Source organism: Pseudomonas sp. BIGb0176, from assembly GCF_024810175.1.
Classification (GTDB): Bacteria; Pseudomonadota; Gammaproteobacteria; order Pseudomonadales; family Pseudomonadaceae; genus Aquipseudomonas; species Aquipseudomonas protegens.
This window is the reverse complement of the sequence record NZ_JANUEC010000003.1, coordinates 657,346-674,631: the sequence shown is the minus strand read 5'-3', so window position 1 is coordinate 674,631 and position 17,286 is coordinate 657,346. Positions and strand designations below refer to the sequence as shown.

The window sequence follows — 17,286 nt, the reverse complement described above, 5'->3', positions numbered from 1 at the left end:
TGGCGGGGCAAGCAGGCCGCCAGCCTTGTTACAGGTCCATGGTGTCCATCAATCAGGACAAGGGAGTAGGCTCGGCACGTCGCCTACGCCAACTTGAGGGAGCGCCCATGCTGGGAAGCCTTGCCGATATTGATTTGCGGATGCTGCGGGTGTTCTGCGCCATCGTTGATGCCGGCGGGTTCACCGCAGCCCAGGCACGGCTCAACACCAGCCTGTCGCGACTGAGCGTGGTGGTCCGGGACCTTGAGGAGCGCCTGGGCTACTCCCTGTGCAGGCGCGGCAGCAGCGGATTTCAGCTGACCGATCAGGGCCAGGAGCTGTTCGAGGCAGCACAGTTGCTGTTCGCCGACATCGAGCGCTTTCGCCAGCACGCCAACCGCCTCGGCCCCATCACCCGCGAGCAGTTGCAGATCGGCAGTGTCGACAGCCTGATCAGCCTGCCCTATGCCCCCCTGTCCCTGGCCCTGGGCCATCTGCGCCGGCGCCTGCCCCAGGTACGGCCGAACCTGCACCTGATGCGCCCCGACGAACTGGAACAGGCCGTGCTCGACGAACGTCTGCACCTGGCTATCGGCGCTTTCCACCATCAACTGTCGGGGTTGCACTATCAGCACCTGTTCGAGGAGGAGCAGAACCTCTACTGCGCCAACGGCCATCCGCTGTTCCCGCGCACCGACGAAACACTGACCCTGGAAGAGATCTGCGCCGCCGACTATGTGAGCCGGGGCTACATGGCGGAGCACCAGCGCCCCCATGACCTGCACTTCAACCAGAGCGTCAGCGCCTACGCCATGGAGGCCATCGCCACGCTGATTTTCTCCGGCACCTACCTGGGTTACCTGCCCAGCCACTATGCGGCGGCCTGGGTGGCCAAGGGCCAACTGCGCGCCTTGCTACCCGAGCGCCTGGCCTACCGCTCGCACTTTCACTGCATCACCCGCCAGGGCCAGGAACCCAAGGTCGCACTGGCAACCTTTCTGGAATGCCTGGCCCTGGCCGGGCGGCAACTGGGCGAGGCACACCTTCAACCACTCGCGGCTCAGGGCAAGTAGAGCTTGAACAACCCGCCGCCCAATGGGCCGCCGTTGCTGATCCGAGTGTGGCCGCACACGCCATTGCGCTGATGCAATTCGGCAATGCGCCCGGCAAAGTACAGGCCCAGCCCGGTGCTGCCGCTGCTTTGATTGATGCCCTGCACATAGTCGGCCTGACGCTCGATCATCCCTTGGGGATAGCCTTCGCCATCGTCGTTGATGGACAGCACCACCTGCCCTTCCTCATCACTGACGCTGATCAGCAGGGCATGACGTGCATGGCGAATGGAATTGTTGATGCAATTGGCCAATACCGAGGCGATCAGCTCACGATCGAAGAACCCCAGGGGGCTCAGCGGATCGACTTCATAGGCGGCGGAAATGCCACGGCTCTTGAACACGTCCTGGTGGCTCACCAGTTGCGCTTCGATGAAGTCATCCAGTTCGTGGTAGGCCGGCTGCAACGGCAGCTGGTTGATCCCCAGCTTGTACAGCCCCAGCAGTTGCACCAGCATGCCGTTGAGGTGGGCGAACTGATAGTCGATCACCCCCTGCTCTGGCGCATTCTGCTGCTCGGGCAAGCGCGCCAGCCACTGGGCGTGAGCCTGCATCAGCATGGCCAGGGAGTTCTTCATGTCATGTACGGTGGAGGCGATCACCGTGGAAAAGTCGAGCGCCTGTTGCTTTTCGATCATTGGCCAAACGCCTTGCTTCGCAGCTTCTGATAGCGCGGATAACGCGCGTCGGTATCGGGCATCATGCCCACCAATTTAAGGCACGCCCGGCATTCTTCCAGGAGTGCCGCGTCCGGATTGGCGTCGGCGCCGTGCAGCAGCGACTGGGCCATGTTCAGGGCAATACTGATGTTCTTCGGTTGCATGGCCAGGGCCTTGCGGAACAACTCCCGCGCTTCCGCGAGGTTGCCGCCCTTGTAGCTGCGCACGCCCTGACGGTTGATATCGGCGGCGGCATTGGAAGAACTGAGGATAGTCGGGTCGTCAGTCAGCTTGGCGATGTTCTGCATGACCTTCGGATCGTCACCATAGATCTCCGCACAGTTCTTGAGCATCGAAGCACCGGCACTGGCCTGCCCCAGCATCTGCAGTTGCTTGGCCACCAGCAGCGCCGCTTCGGGGCTCATGAACTGCTCCATGCCGTCCAGGCGCAGCAGCGCCTGCTCGGTGAGTTTTTCCGCGGTCTCGGCATCATTGAGCAACAGACTCGTGGCCTTCATCAGCCGCGCGCGAATCTGCAGGCCCGGGTCAGTGGGATTCTCCTTGGCCACGGCACTCAGGGTCTGGTTGATTTCCAGCCGGGTGCGCGTGTCCAGGCCCCTCTCGCTGCCCTTGCTGATCAGGGCATGGGCCAGCCCGAGGTTGCTTTCCGGGTCCTTGAAACGCGACTGCGCGCCCTGGGACACCGCCTGGCGATAAGCCCGGGAGGCGCTGTCAAAGTCTTCGTTGGCCATGGCCAGCTTGCCCAGCAATGCCTGGCGCCGCACGGCCAGGGGAGAAAGGCGCACCGCCTCTTCCAGCACGTTCTGGGCCCGCTGGGTATCGCCTTCGGCTACCAGCACCTCTGCCAGCCCGTCGTAGAGGCCCGGCATCATCGGAAAGGCCTTCAAGGCCTTTTCATAAACCGCCTTGGCCTCGCCAACCTGCCCGCGCTTGAACAGCAGGCGCCCCAGCCCGACGTAAGCCCAGGGCAGCGGCCGGTCCGCCAGGATGCTGTTGTACAGGCGCTCCAGGGCCTCGTTCTGATGCATGTCGCGCAGGGCATCGGCGCGGTAGCGCAAGCATAACGGCGCGTAACGCGGGTCCTGCTTGCACAGGGCGATGCAGGCGTTGAGCACCTCCACCGGCTTGCCCCGGTCAAGGGCCTGGAGAATGGGTTTGAGCAACGTCTTGCGCTGCTGCAGGCGCTCCAGGCGCTGGGCCAGACCGGAGCGGTTGAAAGGCTTGGTCAGGTAGGCATCGGGCTCATGCTCCAGGGCACTGAGCACCATGGCCTGGCTGCTCTCGGCGGTGACCATGAGGAACACGCTCTCATGGCTGATGAGCTTTTCCAGCATCAGGTCTTCGAGCACCTGCTGGCCGTTTTTCTTGCCGTCGCCCAGGTGATAGTCCTGGAGGATGAAGTCGTAGCGCTTCTGCGCGCACATGCGCAGGGCCTGCTCGCCAGTGTCGGCGGTGTCTACATCCTTGACGCCCAGCTCACGCAGCATCGAACGCACCGAACTGCGGAAGTCCGAGAAATCATCGACGATCAAAAAGCTCTTTTGGTGGTACGCCAGCATCGAAGATTCCAGGCAAGTAAGAAGATCAATCCAAAGACAGCAGGACCCACCCGGCTTCGCAGCCTGTTTTTGGCGCGCAGATAATAGCTGCTGGCCACGGGCTATCAAGCACTTTCCGGTCGGCCTGTGATCCAGGCCGCCACTTGGGAACACAATTGTCCACTGAGGTTATCGGCCGGATTACGCATTCCCTTATAGCCGACGGGCGGCATTTCACCGCGGATTACACAAGTCTCGACCAGCCCGTGTACTCAGCCGTAAAAGAGGCCTGTTTGCACGCTCAAACCTTGGATTCTGAAACATCACCTGATAGCGTGCTGCGCCTCACAGCCTCGATCGTTTCTGGCCGGAAATGCCCCTGCATTGCAGAGGGTCTGCCGCGCAATAAAGGGTCCATCAGTCGCAAGCGTCGCAGGCTTGCGACCCGGGTGTCGAAGGATCGGCATGACACCCCACGGCGGCACCAACGACGAGGAAATGCCGGTCTGCCAGGCAGTGCATCACGTGATGCGCAGGTCATTATCAAATGGAGTTAACGATGGCGCATAACAGCAGTGCGATAACCGGCATTGAACTGGAACAGTTCATGGACCGCCTGGAGGCGCAACAGCAAGAACAGGAAACCGATGCCCTGCTGGCTCAGTTGCAGGCACAACCGCTGCAGGCCGACTCCCTGGCGTCCATCGATCGCCTGCACACCCTGTGGATGCAGGCCGGTAATTCAGCGGCAGCCCGGGCCGTCATCGATCAGGATGGCGACGCTCTTGTACAAGCCGCCCCAGAGCCGGCCCGCGCCGAGCTGATGATGAACCTGGCTATCCTGCGCCTGCGGGTCGCCAACTACCTCGATGACGAGCCAACCCTGATCGAAGTGCTCGGACAGCTCGAACAGATGGCCACGCAAACCCTGGATTTCAATGTCGAGCATTACCGCCGCTATCGGATCTTCGACGATCTGGAACGCGCTAGTTGTGAAATAGCACTGAAAACCATCGAAGTGCGCTACGCCCTGACCTTGGGCAACCCTGCCCGCGCGGCCCTGCGTGCCTGGGATGCCGCCGATCAGTATCAGCGCCGCGCCCGAGTCCTGGCCTACCACGACCGCAATGAAGAGGCCCGCAGTGCAGCCCTGGAGGCGGTCAACGCCGTACGTACCGCCGGCCCGGACCAGGATATCGATGAAGGCGACTGGCTGTGGTTGGGCAACTCGCTGATCGAGATCATTCCGCTGCGCCTGGCACTGTTCGAGCAACCCATCGCGCAACTGACCGCTGGCCGCTCCCAGCCCCAGCGCCGCGAATGGGAAGTGCGCACTGCACGCTTGGCGGCCCGCGCCCTGCACGCCCAGGGCGACCTGGCCGGCGCCCTGAAGATCTGCAATGCCGCGGCCCTGAGCCTGGATTCCGACGGAGGCAACAACTTCATCGAATACGAATTGCCCTGGCTGATGGAAGCTGGCCGCATCGACGAAGCCGGATTTCGCGCATTCATCGATGTCTATGACCGGCAAACCGAGCTATGGCCTGCCACCGCCCGCCTGGTACTCGATCGCCTGCAAGACCCTGATGAGCACAGTGCCTGGTGGCCGATTTGCGTGATGCGTGCCTGTATCACCGAGGAAGTGCTGCAGAGCTTCCTGCAAGCGCTGCCCAGCCTCGAAACCAGCAAGCCTGCCACGCCACTGCTGGCCGCCCTCTCCCTGGCCATGGAGGACCTGCAAGCTAGCGACGCGCTGTATACCGAAGCTCGTGCAGAAGCGGTGCGTCGCGCGCCCGATCACCCCTGGATCACCCGCCTGGCAGCCGTGCATGACGCTGAGCACGGCCTGATCGATGCGGCCACTGAAGCCAGCCTGCTGCAAAACGCCATCCAGGCAGGCCGCATGCAAGACAACCGCAGTGCGTTTTCGCTGTTTGCCGCTCGGATCAACAGCCAGGGGATTATCGAGGCACTCAAAGCGCCCAAGCCCGTCCTGTCCTGCGGCAAGCACGCCTACAACTACGCACTGGGCATTGAAGACCTGGCCGAAGCAGAAGCCGACAAACTGCCCCCGGACGCCCGGGACCAGGCCTATTCGTTGCTGCGCGAAGCCCAGAGAGATGCCTATGAGCAGGGCCAGGCCCATATGGAGCGCTATTTCGCCAGCGGCAGCGGCCACCCGTACGATGCCTGCGCGCACCTGTATTCCATGCTCTGCAACAACCTGGCGATCAACTACCGCTACTACAACCCGATTCGCTACGAAGACGCCATCGAACTGCATACACGGGGCATCGCCGCCAGCCCGTTCGCCGAACACTACAACGGGCTGCTCAGTGCGCGTATCAGCCTGGAGGATCTGCCCGGCATTATCGATGCCGCGGAACAGCTTTGGCATTATTCGGCCGAGTTCGGCTACAGCCGCCACAACCCGGATGAATACGTAGCCTCGGTGGCGTACGCCCTGTACAAGCTCGATCGCGACAATGAGATCCTCATCTGGCTCGAACGCCTGCTCAAGTGGCAGGAAGAGCAAGGCGTCAGCGATCAGCAACTGGACAGCTCGGCGCTGTTTGCCCGGATCCAGGTCGCACGCTACCTGGCCCATGCCCATCCGGACAACGCCGACAGCCTCTGGCAGCGTTACCAGCCGGCGGTACTGTCCCTGAACGAGGTCTCGGTCATGTCCGCCTCGGTGGACTTCCTCAAGGCCCGGGGGCGCGCCGCCGAAGCCATTGACTACTGCGCACGCACCCTGGCCCTGTGTGCCCCGGACGATGACTACGACATCCGGTGCCGTGCCCGGATCGAGCAAATCCTGAGCGAGCTGCAAGCCCCGGCTCAACCGGCTGGCAAGAAAAACTGGTGGCAGATATGGAAGTAAGCGCCGACAAGCGCAGCCCCAGCTACGCCCCGCGCAACCTGCTCAATGCCGATGAACAGAAACGCGGTATCACCCAGCGCAGCCAGCAGCGCAGGGACGAGCAAGCAGTGCAGGGTTGGCTGTTGAACCACTTCTATCGCCATCTGGTAGGCAACTTCGAACCGGCACGACGCATCCAGTCCCTGGATGACGCCTGTACGGCCCTGGGTAGCGACTCGGTGCCGGCCTGGGTGAACGGCTATTTCAAGCGCGCTGCCAAGGCGCAATCCGAAGACCCCGCCAAAGCCCTGGCGCCCCTGGTCTGGATCGACCCGCAGGAGCCGCAGCTGCTGCACCAGGAAGCCCAACTGGTGGAGTTCCTGACCTCACGCAAAGGCACGGCTCTTGAGGGCAAGCTGGATCGCATCACTTGCCCGCAAGCGCTGGCATTGTGGGAAAGGGAGCATGCACAAATGGCGGCCCGGGTCGATCAGGGATGGCGCCAGAGCTCTGCCCAAGCCCTGACCGTGACCCTTACCTGTGCCGAGCACACCTGGGTCGAACTGCGCCCGCAAAGCCCGCTGTTGCGGGCCGAGATGGCTTTTGAAAGCTACGTGATGCGCCATTGCCTCGGGCAGTTCGCCGACCGTCGGGCCCTGACCGGCGGCTACGGAGAGCGTTACGCCGAAGCGGTGGAACAGCAGAGCATGCGCGTGTTCAGCCTGCGCGATGCTCAAGGCCAACCCCACATCACCGTCAGCCTGATCATCCAGGACGACGGTGCACTGACGGTGGAGCAGGTCAAAGGCAAGCAGAACCGCCCGCCCGTCGAACGTTATTTCCACGACCTGCTGCGCTTTCTCAACACCCTGGGTACCGACCAACAGACCCCGGCCGACTGCATTGCCATCGGCATAGTGCGTACCGAGGCGGGTTGGCTGCGTATCGAAGAAGTCAGTGATCCTCAAACCCAGACCCGTCTGGTGGCCCGTTACCCACAGTTGTTCCGACGGCTGGAAGCCCCTTCGGCCATGGTCGAGTGGCTGGTCGCGGCACGCCAGTCCGACCTGCTGCTGGAGGTCGCGCCCCAGGCGCCGACCGTCAAGTACGCCACCCGCCACATCTTCAAGAAAACCCCCTTGCCACCACGTCAGGCCGAGGACCCGCAGTATCGGACCGAAGGCGTGCCCTGGTCAGATATGTCCCCATCCCTGGCCGAAGAAATCAGCACATGGCAAAACAGAAGCAGGTAATACGCAGATGATGACGGTAATTGTCGTGCTATTCGGCGCCTGGCTGGGCTGGCGTCACTTTCGCCGCCCGTCGGGAACATCCCTGGTGGTATTCACACCACGTAAGCGTTGGGCACTGACACTGGCACAACCCATGGTCGATGCCACCGGAATGACCGGTTTCTACGACCCCGATACCACCCACTTCATGGATCAGGCGAAAAGCACCCTGCGGGCCTCGTTGCTGCACCAGATCGGTTTTCGCAGCAACGCCACCGACGACGAAGTCTGCGCCCATCTCAATGGCACCCTGGAGCGCCAGTGGTTTCGTATTGACCTGCATAGCCTGAATCCCAGTGACGACCCGCGAGCAGCCATGGCCTTCGCCTGCGTGCGCAGCGCATTTTTTGTCCGTTGCGCCATGTTGATGAGCTGGCTCGAACCTGAAACAGGGTGGCGTATCATGCTGCTCAACGCCCAGCGGGCCCAGGACTGCTTCAACGATTGGGAAGACTTCGGCAAGGCCTTCATGCTGGGCCGCCAGCAATGGATAGCCGCATTCAGGGCCGATTCGCTGGGAACTTCATTCAATGAAGCGAAGCTGAGCCAGTTGCTGGCACCCGGCAGCGGAGTGTGGGCAAGCGTCGACTGGAAGGGATTGCCGGCGCTCTGTCCGGTAGCGGATTGATATTTCTGGCCCTGGCGACAAGCAGCCAGATCAGCAAAACAACGTGAATCCTTGCAGGCCATCAAAAACACTCACTGTGGCCCTGTGCACAAGCACGTAGCCCCACGCTGGTCCGGCTGGCACCAATACAAGAAAAAGGGAGCGTTATTTAACGTGCCCCTCGCATAGAAGAAATCAAAAAAGCCCCGCCGGAGGATCGCCCGGCGGGGCTTTTCTTTATTCTTTCGCTCCGGGGTCCAAGAACAGATCAACCGCGCAGGGATCAGCCCAGAAAGATACGAATTATATGGTGTCCCAGGGCAGGTTCGAACTGCCAACCTTCCCCTTAGGAGGGGGATGCTCTATCCAATTGAGCTACTGAGACAAAACAGCGAGCGCCATTGCGGCACGGCGCGGAGGACGGCGTGCATGTTAACGGCCAAGGCTGCATTTGTCATGTGATCCATAGGGCTTTTTGCAGGAAGCATCAGGCTCGCCCCGCGGCTTCGATACCGCGTCGTGCAAATTGCATCGCTGCAAAAAGCCATCATTGCAAAATGCAATTCAAGAGACTTTAAAAATCAGCTCAACATATTGTTTTTAAAGACTTTATCGCCAGGTAAACTCTTGGCACGCAGGCTGCTTAATCAGTGGATAAACACTGAGGAGATGCCGCCCATGAATAGCGCTCTGTTGCTCTTGAATGCGATTGCCATCGCCGTATTGGCGGCCTTTCACTTTCAACCTGCAGATGACGCTGCCCCTGGCGGGACATCCTTCGCCCATTACCAGCAACGCCTGGCACCCCAGCTGGCAGTCATGAACACCCAGATTGAGCCTGGCTCAGTGACCCGGGTTACCCAGGGAAAAGCCTCGCAACAGCCAGCCGCCGCACCCACTGAACGCTGGGTATTTTGAGACCGAGACTACAGGAGCCATTTATGTCCACCGCCGCCAAAAGCCTGCTTGTTCTGACGCTACTCAGCGCCATTGCCGCTGTGTTCCTGCCTGAAGAACCTCTGGGCAGCGCGCCACTGATCATCAGCGGCTCACTGTTCGGCCTGTTCCTGCTGGCACTGCTGGCTGGCCGCAAGATCAAGTTCGACCCTGTATTGCGCTGATACCGTGCTCTTGCAATATGCCTAAGAGGCGACTCAAGGTAACCTGCAATTCGGCAGAATTATCCAGGCGAACCACTCCCTCCTCATCCAGCCAGCCGGCATGGGCAAACTGTTCATTACGCTGCAGGCGCTCTTCTATCTCCGGCAGGCTTTCCCTGGCCCGACGCAGCAAGCGACGGCGTAATACTTCGTTATCAACCGTCAGAACTATCGGAATCAGATCGGGATACCGAGCTCGCGCCCTGGACAGATAGCCTCTGGACCCGTTGACCAGGACATTGCGCCCCTGCGCCAACCAGCTATCGATCACCACGGGAATCCCATAACCCAGGCCATTGGCCTGCCAGAACAAAGCGAAATCCCCCCGGCCTACTCGTCCCGCGAACTCCTCGGCGGTGACCTCAATCGCCTCCTCTCCCACCGACTCGGCAGAGCGCGTGATCACCCTTCTTGCCACTTCACAGCCCAACGCACTTAAAGGCTGCCGGGCCGCATCAATCAGGCTATCCTTGCCGGCCCCTGAAGGCCCCATCAAGTAGATCAACCTACCCGGCATGGGTGGCTGCTCCGCAGAGCACAACTAGTAAATCGGCCATTTGCCACTATCCTCTGACAGGTAGGGATTACACTTTCACCCGCATAGCATGCACCTTCGTCGGTGCACTGACACTCCCGCAGGATGGGAGAATGCGGCCAGCAACGCGGACCCGACGAACTTTTCAAACCAGTCCGCATTTCTGATAATTGGTGCTGGCATAACGCCTTTATCCAGTTCAATATTTGTCACAGAATTGACGCCAAGGATCTGGCAATTTTGAGGCATGATGCGGGCCTCTTAACAATTCAGGTTGAACATTTGGCATTCAGGCTTGTCCTAAAAGACAGCCCGCGGCCAATTCCGAGAACCGCTCCCCCTGAACTAACCGGTTAAATATATGCGCCCATTGAAACAGGCAATTTATTCCAGCCGTACGGCTGACAAGTTCGTCGTACGTCTACCCGACGGGATGCGTGAACGCATTGCCGAGGTGGCTCGCAATCATCACCGCAGCATGAACTCCGAAATCATCGCGCGCCTGGAACAGAGTCTTATTCAGGAAGGCGCCTTGGGTGAAGAGCTGAGCATGCGCCTGGACAGCCCCGAACTGTCCTTGCATGAGCGCGAACTGCTTCAACGTTTCCGCCAACTCTCACATCGCCAGCAAAACGCTTTGGTTTCGCTGATCGCCCATGACGCTGAAATGGCCGCAGACGCCACCTGATTGCATCTCGCAAGCTCAAGCCAGCCTAGTCGCTGGCTTTTTTTTGCCCCGCCAAAAGCAGCGAAGCGCCATTTAGGCGCTTCGTCGGTAACCAACAGGGAAGAACGGCTCAAAGCAGGAAAATGGTCGCCAGGCCGAGAAAGATGAAAAAGCCGCCACTGTCAGTCATGGCGGTGATCATCACGCTAGCGCCCATCGCCGGATCACGCCCCAGGCGCGCCAGGGTCATGGGGATCAGAACTCCCATCAGCGCCGCCAGCAGCAGGTTCAAGGTCATGGCAGCAGTCATGACCACCCCCAGCGACCAGCTCCCGTAGAGCATGTACGCCACGACACCGATCACCCCACCCCAGACCAGGCCATTGATCAGGGCTACGGCCAGCTCTTTACGCATCAAGCGCGAGGTGTTGCCAGTGCTCACCTGGTCCAGGGCCATTGCCCGGACAATCATGGTGATAGTCTGATTACCCGAGTTGCCACCGATACCCGCAACGATGGGCATCAGGGCCGCCAACGCCACCAGCTTTTCAATCGAGCCCTCGAACAGCCCAATCACCCGGGACGCGACAAACGCGGTAATCAGATTGATCGCCAGCCAGGCCCAACGGTTGCGCAGGGATTTCCAGACCGAGGCGAAGATGTCTTCCTCTTCCCGCAGACCGGCCATGTTGAGGACTTCGGTCTCACTTTCCTCACGAATCAGGTCGACCATTTCGTCGATGGTCAAACGACCGATCAACTTGTCGTTCTTGTCGACCACAGGGGCCGAAATCAGGTCATAACGCTCAAACGCCTGAGCCGCGTCGTAGGCATCTTCATCCGGATGAAAACTCACCGGATCACTGGCCATGACCTCGGCGACCTGCTTGTCCGGGTCATTGACCAGCAGACGCTTGATCGGCAGCACCCCTTTGAGCACGCCGTCGTAGTCCACCACGAACAGTTTGTCGGTGTGGCTTGGCAATTCTTTCAGACGACGCAGATAACGCAGGACCACTTCCAGGCTGACATCCTCGCGGATGGTCACCATCTCGAAGTCCATCAGCGCACCGACCTGCTCCTCATCATAGGACAGCGCGGAGCGAACGCGCTCACGCTGCTGGCCGTCGAGAGCCTCCATCAGCTCATGGACGACGTCTCGCGGCAGCTCGGGGGCCAGGTCAGCAAGTTCGTCAGCGTCCATCTCCTTGGCGGCAGCCAGGAGCTCGTGATCGTCCATGTCGGCGATCAGGGTTTCACGTACGGAATCGGATACTTCGAGGAGGATGTCGCCGTCACGCTCGGCCTTGACCAACTGCCAGACGGTCAGACGCTCTTCCAGAGGCAAGGCTTCAAGGATGTAGGCAACGTCAGCAGAGTGCAGATCATCGAGCTTGCGTTGCAACTCGACGAGGTTCTGCCGATGGACCAGGTTCTCGACCCGGTCATGATGATGGCCTTCCTGACGGTGCGTCAGGTCTTCAACTACCCGCTGGCGCTGCAGCAGCTCGACGACTTGAGCCAGGCGGTCTTGCAGGCTTTCCTGCGTTTTCTTTACTTCTACTTCGGTCATAGGCGAACTCCACTCCCAGCAGAGGAGCACGCCGGAAGGATCAATCAGTCAGTTCATGATTGTTAAAACGGGATACTGAGTAACTACTGGGTAAGTCCATGGAGGTATTCCACAAGCCCCGGCGGGGCTGACGGGCGCAATCATACACCGCTTGACGGTTTTAAACGTTAAAAAATCGCGGCAAGAACAAGCGCTTGCGGCATAAAGCTGAGCAACGTCCGAATCTATGAGACTGCGACGCCTCGACAGAAAAAGAAAACACACAGCACAGGAAAAAAGTCGGAGAGACAGACTCACAGGCATTGCATTCGACTTCCGCCGGGCAAAGCCGTTCCAGCCCAGGAGGGCAAAAGAGATAAAGGAGGATAAAAAGGCAGAAAGCAAAAAGCCCGCATCTTTCGATGCGGGCTTCCTGATGTATGGTGCACTCGACAGGATTCGAACCTGTGACCGCTCGGTTCGTAGCCGAGTACTCTATCCAGCTGAGCTACGAGTGCATTTTGTGTTTTTAGACCAGACCACAACTGGTTGAAGCCAAGTTAACTACATAACTGTAACTAACTCTTAAATGGTGCACTCGACAGGATTCGAACCTGTGACCGCTCGGTTCGTAGCCGAGTACTCTATCCAGCTGAGCTACGAGTGCATTTGTTGCCGCGCATTATAGGCCGTTAAATCTTTTTGTAAAGCACTTTTTCTAGTAATTTCAACAACTTACAGAAGAAGCCAGATTACAACGTACTAAGCAAATAATGGCGGAGAACGGGGGATTCGAACCCCCGACACCCTTTTGAGGTGTACTCCCTTAGCAGGGGAGCGCCTTCGGCCACTCGGCCAGCTCTCCGCAACACGGGGCGTATATTAACCAGCTTTCTCCCCGTTTGCAAACAAAAAAAACGATAAAAATTAATGGCTTGGTTCTTCGTCCTTCTCTTTCTTAATCCGCAGGTAAATTTCCTCACGGTGAACCGCCACTTCTTTGGGGGCGTTGACACCAATACGCACTTGATTACCTTTGACGCCGAGCACGGTCACAGTGATCTCGCCATCACCAATGATCAGGCTTTCTGCGCACCGACGAGTCAGAATCAGCATACCTTTCTCCTCACGCATTACATTTTCAGGGACTACAGTCTGCAAAAAAAAGGGTGTTGGCCTACAACCGGGTCGGCTGCAGTCCTACACGCCTAAGTATTGACTAGCACGGGCAAAAGAACAGTTTTCTCCCGTGCCGATCAAAAACACAAAGGGCGCGGTCAGACCGCGCCCTTTCAAACACGCATCACTCGCCCTGTCGGGCCGGAGCGTCGAGCTCGAAAGCGGTGTGCAGCGCACGTACCGCCAACTCCAGGTACTTCTCCTCGATCACCACCGAAACCTTGATTTCAGAAGTGGAGATCATCTGGATGTTGATGCTCTCTTTAGCCAGGGCCTCGAACATGCGGCTGGCAACGCCCGCGTGGGAGCGCATGCCGACACCAACGATCGATACCTTGGCAATGTCTGTGTCGCCTACCACTTCGCGGGCACCGATTTCACGTGCGGTGTTTTCCAGCACGGTCTGGGCCGCCAGGTAGTCATTGCGGTGCACGGTGAAGGTGAAGTCGGTGGTGTTATCGTGCGAAACGTTCTGCACGATCATGTCGACTTCAATGTTCGCCGCGCTGATCGGGCCAAGGATCTTGAAGGCCACGCCAGGATTGTCTGGCACGCCACGGATAGTCAGCTTGGCTTCATCGCGGTTGAAAGCGATGCCGGAAATGATCGGCTGTTCCATGGATTCCTCTTCATCAATAGTAATGAGGGTGCCCGGACCCTCCTGAAAGCTGTGCAGAACGCGCAGCGGAACGTTGTACTTGCCAGCAAACTCGACCGCACGGATCTGCAGCACCTTGGAACCGAGACTGGCCATTTCCAGCATCTCTTCGAAGGTGATCTTGTCCAGGCGCTGAGCCTTGGGCACAACCCGCGGATCGGTGGTGTAGACGCCGTCCACATCGGTATAGATCTGGCACTCATCGGCCTTCAGAGCCGCCGCCAGCGCCACACCGGTGGTGTCGGAACCACCACGACCCAGGGTGGTGATGTTGCCGTGCTCGTCAACGCCCTGGAAACCGGCAACCACTACCACACGACCGGCTTTCAGATCGCCACGAATCTTCTGATCATCAATCTGCAGGATTCGCGCTTTATTGTGAGCGCTGTCGGTGAGGATGCGCACCTGGTTACCGGTATAGGACACCGCCGGAACACCGCGCTTGATCAACGCCATGGCCAGCAACGCGATAGTCACTTGCTCGCCGGTGGAGACGATCACATCCAGCTCACGGGGAACCGGTTTGGCTTCGCCACTGATCTGCTTGGCCAGATCGATCAGGCGGTTGGTTTCGCCACTCATCGCCGACAGCACGATCACCAGGTCATCGCCGGCTTCGCGGAACTTCTTCACCTTGTCGGCGACCTGCTCGATCCGCTCGACAGAGCCGACCGAGGTGCCTCCAAATTTCTGTACGATCAAAGCCATTTTCTAAGCCGCCTCAGCCCGTAAAGGGGCGCCCGTTAAACAATCAAACTGCACAGCGCAAGGACCCGCCACTAGACGACGGGCCCGGCTCGGCGCCTTAAATACCCTGCTCGACAAATGGCACGGTCAGGGCCAGCGCGGCATCCAGTGCAGCGGCATCAACACCGCCGCCCTGCGCCATGTCTGGACGACCACCGCCCTTCCCGCCCACTGCCGCAGCGGCTTGCTTCATCAAATCACCGGCTTTGAGTTGGCCAGTCAGGTCCTTGGTTACACCGGCAACCAGTACGACCTTTTCCTCATGGACACTGCCGAGCAGGATCACTGCGCGGCCGAGTTTGTTTTTCAACTGATCCACCAGCGCCAGCAGCGCCTTGCCGTCCTGGCCGTCAAGACGCGCAGCCAGCACTTTCACGCCCTTGACGTCTGCCGCCTGAGCGGACAGATCATCGCCCGCGGCGCTTGCAGCCTTGGCCTGCAACTGCTCGAGTTGCTTCTCCAGCAAGCGGTTGCGTTCCAGCACTGCTGACAGCTTGTCGATCAGGTTGTCGCGGCTGCCCTTGACCAGGGTCGCCGCTTCCTTGAGTTGTTCTTCCGCCGCATTCAGGTACGCCAGGGCCGCAGCACCAGTCACTGCCTCGATACGACGCACGCCGGAAGCCACACCGCCTTCGCTGGTGATTTTCAGCAAGCCGATATCGCCGGTACGATTGGCGTGGATACCGCCACACAGCTCTACCGAGAAGTCGCCGCCCATGCTCAGTACGCGCACGCTGTCGCCGTACTTCTCGCCAAACAGCGCCATGGCGCCCTTCTTCTTGGCGGTATCGATATCAGTTTCTTCGGTTTCCACCGGGGTGTTCTTGCGAATCTCGGCGTTGACGATGTCTTCCAGCGCCTTGATCTGCTCGGGCTTGATCGCCTCGAAGTGGCTGAAGTCGAAACGCAGGCGCTGGCTGTCCACCAGCGAGCCCTTCTGCTGTACGTGTTCGCCCAATACCTGGCGCAGCGCAGCGTGCAGCAAGTGGGTGGCCGAGTGGTTCAGCGAGGTCGCGTGGCGCACTTGCGCGTCGACCTGGGTTTCAACCGGCGCACCAACAGTCAGGCTACCCTTGGCCAGCACGCCATGGTGCAGGAAGGCACCGCCGGTCTTGGTGGTGTCGCGCACGTCGAAACGCGCGTTGCCAGCCTGAAGATAACCGCAGTCACCGATCTGGCCGCCGGATTCGGCATAGAACGGGGTCTGGTCAAGAATCACCACACCCTCTTCGCCTTCGCTCAGCACGTCGACCGATTGCCCTTCCTTATAAAGAGCAACCACTTTCGCCGAACCGCTGGTGGCGTGGTAACCGGTGAACTCGGTGGCCACGTCGACCTTGACCAGGCTGTTGTAGTCCATGCCGAAAGAACTGGCGGAGCGGGCACGCACACGCTGGGCTTCCATTTCGCGCTCGAAGCCTTCCTCGTCGAGAGTCAGGTTGCGCTCGCGGGCGATATCGCCAGTCAGGTCCATCGGGAAACCGTAGGTGTCGTACAGCTTGAACACCACGTCGCCCGGCACCACCGAGCCCTTGAGCTCGGCCAGGTCCTGCTCGAGGATCTTCAAGCCCTGCTCCAGGGTCTTGGCGAACTGCTCTTCTTCGGCTTTGAGCACACGCTCGATGTGCGCCTGCTGGGACTTCAGCTCCGGGAAGGCTTCGCCCATCTCGGCAACCAGGGCGGCAACGATCTGATAGAAGAAGCTGCCCTTGGCGCCCAGTTTGTTGCCGTGACGGCAAGCGCGGCGAATGATCCGGCGCAGCACATAGCCACGGCCTTCGTTGGACGGCAGTACGCCGTCGGCAATCAGGAAGCCGCAGGAACGAATATGGTCCGCCACCACTTTCAGCGAAGCCTGGGCATCGTTGGTACAGCCGATGGCCTTGGCTGCCGCATCCAGCAAGCTCTGGAACAGGTCGATCTCATAGTTCGAGTGCACGTGCTGCAGCACCGCGCTGATCCGCTCCAGGCCCATGCCGGTGTCCACCGACGGCGCGGGCAGCGGGTGCAACACGCCATCGGCGGTGCGGTTGAACTGCATGAACACGTTGTTCCAGATTTCGATGTAACGGTCGCCGTCCTCTTCAGGCGAGCCGGGCGGGCCGCCCCAGATATCGGCGCCGTGATCGTAGAAAATCTCGGTGCAAGGGCCGCACGGGCCAGTATCGCCCATGGTCCAGAAGTTGTCGGAAGCGTAAGGCGCGCCCTTGTTGTCGCCGATACGCACCATGCGCTCGGCGGGTACGCCGACTTCCTTGGTCCAGATGTCGTAGGCCTCGTCGTCGGTGGCATACACCGTGACCCAGAGCTTTTCCTTGGGCAGGTTGAGCCACTTGTCGGAGGTCAGGAAGGTCCAGGCGAAGGTGATCGCATCACGCTTGAAGTAGTCACCGAAGCTGAAGTTGCCCAGCATTTCGAAGAAGGTGTGGTGACGAGCGGTATAACCGACGTTTTCCAGGTCGTTGTGCTTGCCGCCGGCGCGGACGCACTTCTGGCTGCTGACAGCGCGGGTATAGGCGCGCTTTTCCTGCCCCAGGAAGCAATCCTTGAACTGGTTCATCCCCGCGTTGGTGAACAGCAGGGTGGGGTCGTTGCCTGGGATCAAGGAGCTGGAGGCTACACGGGTGTGGCCTTGCTCTTCGAAGAAGCGGAGGAAGGCTTCACGGATTTCTGCGCTTTTCATTAGGTTCTTCCACGGAGACTGCGGCCAAAGGCCT

General features: G+C 59.8%; 14 protein-coding genes and 4 tRNA genes. 7 read left to right on the top strand and 11 right to left on the bottom strand.

Going from position 1 to position 17,286, the window contains the following annotated elements:
• Positions 1–107 precede the first annotated feature (107 nt).
• Positions 108–1,052, top strand: coding sequence for a LysR family transcriptional regulator (locus M2395_RS21250; protein WP_015636669.1), 945 nt, complete (start codon positions 108–110; stop codon positions 1,050–1,052).
• Here M2395_RS21250 and M2395_RS21245 read toward each other — a convergent pair.
• Positions 1,040–1,729 (bottom strand): sensor histidine kinase KdpD, encoded by a 690-nt coding sequence (locus M2395_RS21245; protein ID WP_011062753.1) that lies wholly within the window; start codon positions 1,727–1,729, stop codon positions 1,040–1,042. The two genes, M2395_RS21250 and M2395_RS21245, sit on opposite strands and share 13 nt — an antisense overlap.
• Positions 1,726–3,330, bottom strand: coding sequence for a tetratricopeptide repeat-containing response regulator (locus M2395_RS21240; RefSeq protein WP_015636670.1), 1,605 nt, complete (start codon positions 3,328–3,330; stop codon positions 1,726–1,728). The genes M2395_RS21245 and M2395_RS21240 overlap by 4 nt, the downstream gene beginning before the upstream one ends.
• A 538-nt stretch (positions 3,331–3,868) precedes the next feature.
• On the opposite strand from M2395_RS21240, the gene M2395_RS21235 reads away from it, so the two are divergent.
• Genes M2395_RS21235 through M2395_RS21225 form a run of 3 tightly spaced genes read left to right on the top strand, consistent with a single transcriptional unit; the run spans position 3,869 to position 8,092 of the window.
• The gene (locus tag M2395_RS21235) at positions 3,869–6,193 is read left to right on the top strand and encodes a hypothetical protein (protein WP_123431324.1); all 2,325 of its coding nucleotides are present in this window, start codon (positions 3,869–3,871) and stop codon (positions 6,191–6,193) included.
• Complete coding sequence (locus tag M2395_RS21230) at positions 6,184–7,425, top strand: hypothetical protein (RefSeq protein ID WP_123431325.1); 1,242 nt, start codon at positions 6,184–6,186, stop codon at positions 7,423–7,425. The genes M2395_RS21235 and M2395_RS21230 overlap by 10 nt, the downstream gene beginning before the upstream one ends.
• A 7-nt stretch (positions 7,426–7,432) precedes the next feature.
• Positions 7,433–8,092, top strand: coding sequence for a DUF1266 domain-containing protein (locus M2395_RS21225; protein WP_041119529.1), 660 nt, complete (start codon positions 7,433–7,435; stop codon positions 8,090–8,092).
• A 287-nt stretch (positions 8,093–8,379) separates the two neighbouring features.
• On the opposite strand, the gene M2395_RS21220 is transcribed toward M2395_RS21225, so the two are convergent.
• Positions 8,380–8,456, bottom strand: a tRNA-Arg gene (locus tag M2395_RS21220).
• A gap of 134 nt (positions 8,457–8,590) precedes the next feature.
• On the opposite strand from M2395_RS21220, the gene M2395_RS21215 reads away from it, so the two are divergent.
• Complete coding sequence (locus tag M2395_RS21215; protein ID WP_230493578.1) at positions 8,591–8,989, top strand: hypothetical protein; 399 nt, start codon at positions 8,591–8,593, stop codon at positions 8,987–8,989.
• Between the two features lie 23 nt (positions 8,990–9,012).
• Complete coding sequence (locus tag M2395_RS21210; protein ID WP_041119533.1) at positions 9,013–9,192, top strand: PA3371 family protein; 180 nt, start codon at positions 9,013–9,015, stop codon at positions 9,190–9,192.
• Here the strand turns inward: M2395_RS21210 and phnN are convergent.
• Positions 9,167–9,748 carry a phosphonate metabolism protein/1,5-bisphosphokinase (PRPP-forming) PhnN gene (phnN, locus tag M2395_RS21205; RefSeq protein WP_123431326.1) on the bottom strand — a complete coding sequence of 194 codons (582 nt, stop codon included), beginning with the start codon at positions 9,746–9,748 and terminating at the stop codon, positions 9,167–9,169. The two genes, M2395_RS21210 and phnN, sit on opposite strands and share 26 nt — an antisense overlap.
• Positions 9,749–10,127: 379 nt before the next feature.
• On the opposite strand from phnN, the gene M2395_RS21200 reads away from it, so the two are divergent.
• Positions 10,128–10,454 carry an Arc family DNA-binding protein gene (locus M2395_RS21200; RefSeq protein WP_003204761.1) on the top strand — a complete coding sequence of 109 codons (327 nt, stop codon included), beginning with the start codon at positions 10,128–10,130 and terminating at the stop codon, positions 10,452–10,454.
• Between the two features lie 109 nt (positions 10,455–10,563).
• On the opposite strand, the gene mgtE is transcribed toward M2395_RS21200, so the two are convergent.
• The 7 genes from mgtE to alaS all read right to left on the bottom strand — a co-directional run bounded on the left by mgtE (position 10,564) and on the right by alaS (position 17,252).
• The gene (mgtE, locus tag M2395_RS21195; protein ID WP_011062760.1) at positions 10,564–12,006 is read right to left on the bottom strand and encodes a magnesium transporter; all 1,443 of its coding nucleotides are present in this window, start codon (positions 12,004–12,006) and stop codon (positions 10,564–10,566) included.
• 420 nt (positions 12,007–12,426) lie between these two features.
• Positions 12,427–12,503: transfer RNA gene (locus M2395_RS21190), tRNA-Arg, on the bottom strand.
• A gap of 72 nt (positions 12,504–12,575) precedes the next feature.
• Positions 12,576–12,652: transfer RNA gene (locus M2395_RS21185), tRNA-Arg, on the bottom strand.
• Positions 12,653–12,759: 107 nt separating this feature from the next.
• A tRNA-Ser gene (locus tag M2395_RS21180) sits at positions 12,760–12,850 on the bottom strand.
• 62 nt (positions 12,851–12,912) lie between these two features.
• Complete coding sequence (gene csrA / locus M2395_RS21175) at positions 12,913–13,101, bottom strand: carbon storage regulator CsrA (RefSeq protein WP_002554426.1); 189 nt, start codon at positions 13,099–13,101, stop codon at positions 12,913–12,915.
• A 187-nt stretch (positions 13,102–13,288) separates the two neighbouring features.
• Positions 13,289–14,530 (bottom strand): aspartate kinase, encoded by a 1,242-nt coding sequence (locus M2395_RS21170; protein WP_011062761.1) that lies wholly within the window; start codon positions 14,528–14,530, stop codon positions 13,289–13,291.
• Positions 14,531–14,627: 97 nt separating this feature from the next.
• Positions 14,628–17,252, bottom strand: coding sequence for an alanine--tRNA ligase (gene alaS / locus M2395_RS21165; RefSeq protein WP_041752492.1), 2,625 nt, complete (start codon positions 17,250–17,252; stop codon positions 14,628–14,630).
• Positions 17,253–17,286: the final 34 nt, after the last annotated feature.

Coding starts and splice junctions, on each gene's coding strand:
- M2395_RS21250 (WP_015636669.1), top strand. CDS start 108: ATGCTGGGAAGCCTTGCCGATATTGATTTGCGGATGCTGCGGGTGTTC.
- M2395_RS21245 (WP_011062753.1), bottom strand. CDS start 1,729: ATGATCGAAAAGCAACAGGCGCTCGACTTTTCCACGGTGATCGCCTCC.
- M2395_RS21240 (WP_015636670.1), bottom strand. CDS start 3,330: ATGCTGGCGTACCACCAAAAGAGCTTTTTGATCGTCGATGATTTCTCG.
- M2395_RS21235 (WP_123431324.1), top strand. CDS start 3,869: ATGGCGCATAACAGCAGTGCGATAACCGGCATTGAACTGGAACAGTTC.
- M2395_RS21230 (WP_123431325.1), top strand. CDS start 6,184: ATGGAAGTAAGCGCCGACAAGCGCAGCCCCAGCTACGCCCCGCGCAAC.
- M2395_RS21225 (WP_041119529.1), top strand. CDS start 7,433: ATGATGACGGTAATTGTCGTGCTATTCGGCGCCTGGCTGGGCTGGCGT.
- M2395_RS21210 (WP_041119533.1), top strand. CDS start 9,013: ATGTCCACCGCCGCCAAAAGCCTGCTTGTTCTGACGCTACTCAGCGCC.
- phnN (WP_123431326.1), bottom strand. CDS start 9,748: ATGCCGGGTAGGTTGATCTACTTGATGGGGCCTTCAGGGGCCGGCAAG.
- M2395_RS21200 (WP_003204761.1), top strand. CDS start 10,128: ATGCGCCCATTGAAACAGGCAATTTATTCCAGCCGTACGGCTGACAAG.
- mgtE (WP_011062760.1), bottom strand. CDS start 12,006: ATGACCGAAGTAGAAGTAAAGAAAACGCAGGAAAGCCTGCAAGACCGC.
- csrA (WP_002554426.1), bottom strand. CDS start 13,101: ATGCTGATTCTGACTCGTCGGTGCGCAGAAAGCCTGATCATTGGTGAT.
- M2395_RS21170 (WP_011062761.1), bottom strand. CDS start 14,530: ATGGCTTTGATCGTACAGAAATTTGGAGGCACCTCGGTCGGCTCTGTC.
- alaS (WP_041752492.1), bottom strand. CDS start 17,252: ATGAAAAGCGCAGAAATCCGTGAAGCCTTCCTCCGCTTCTTCGAAGAG.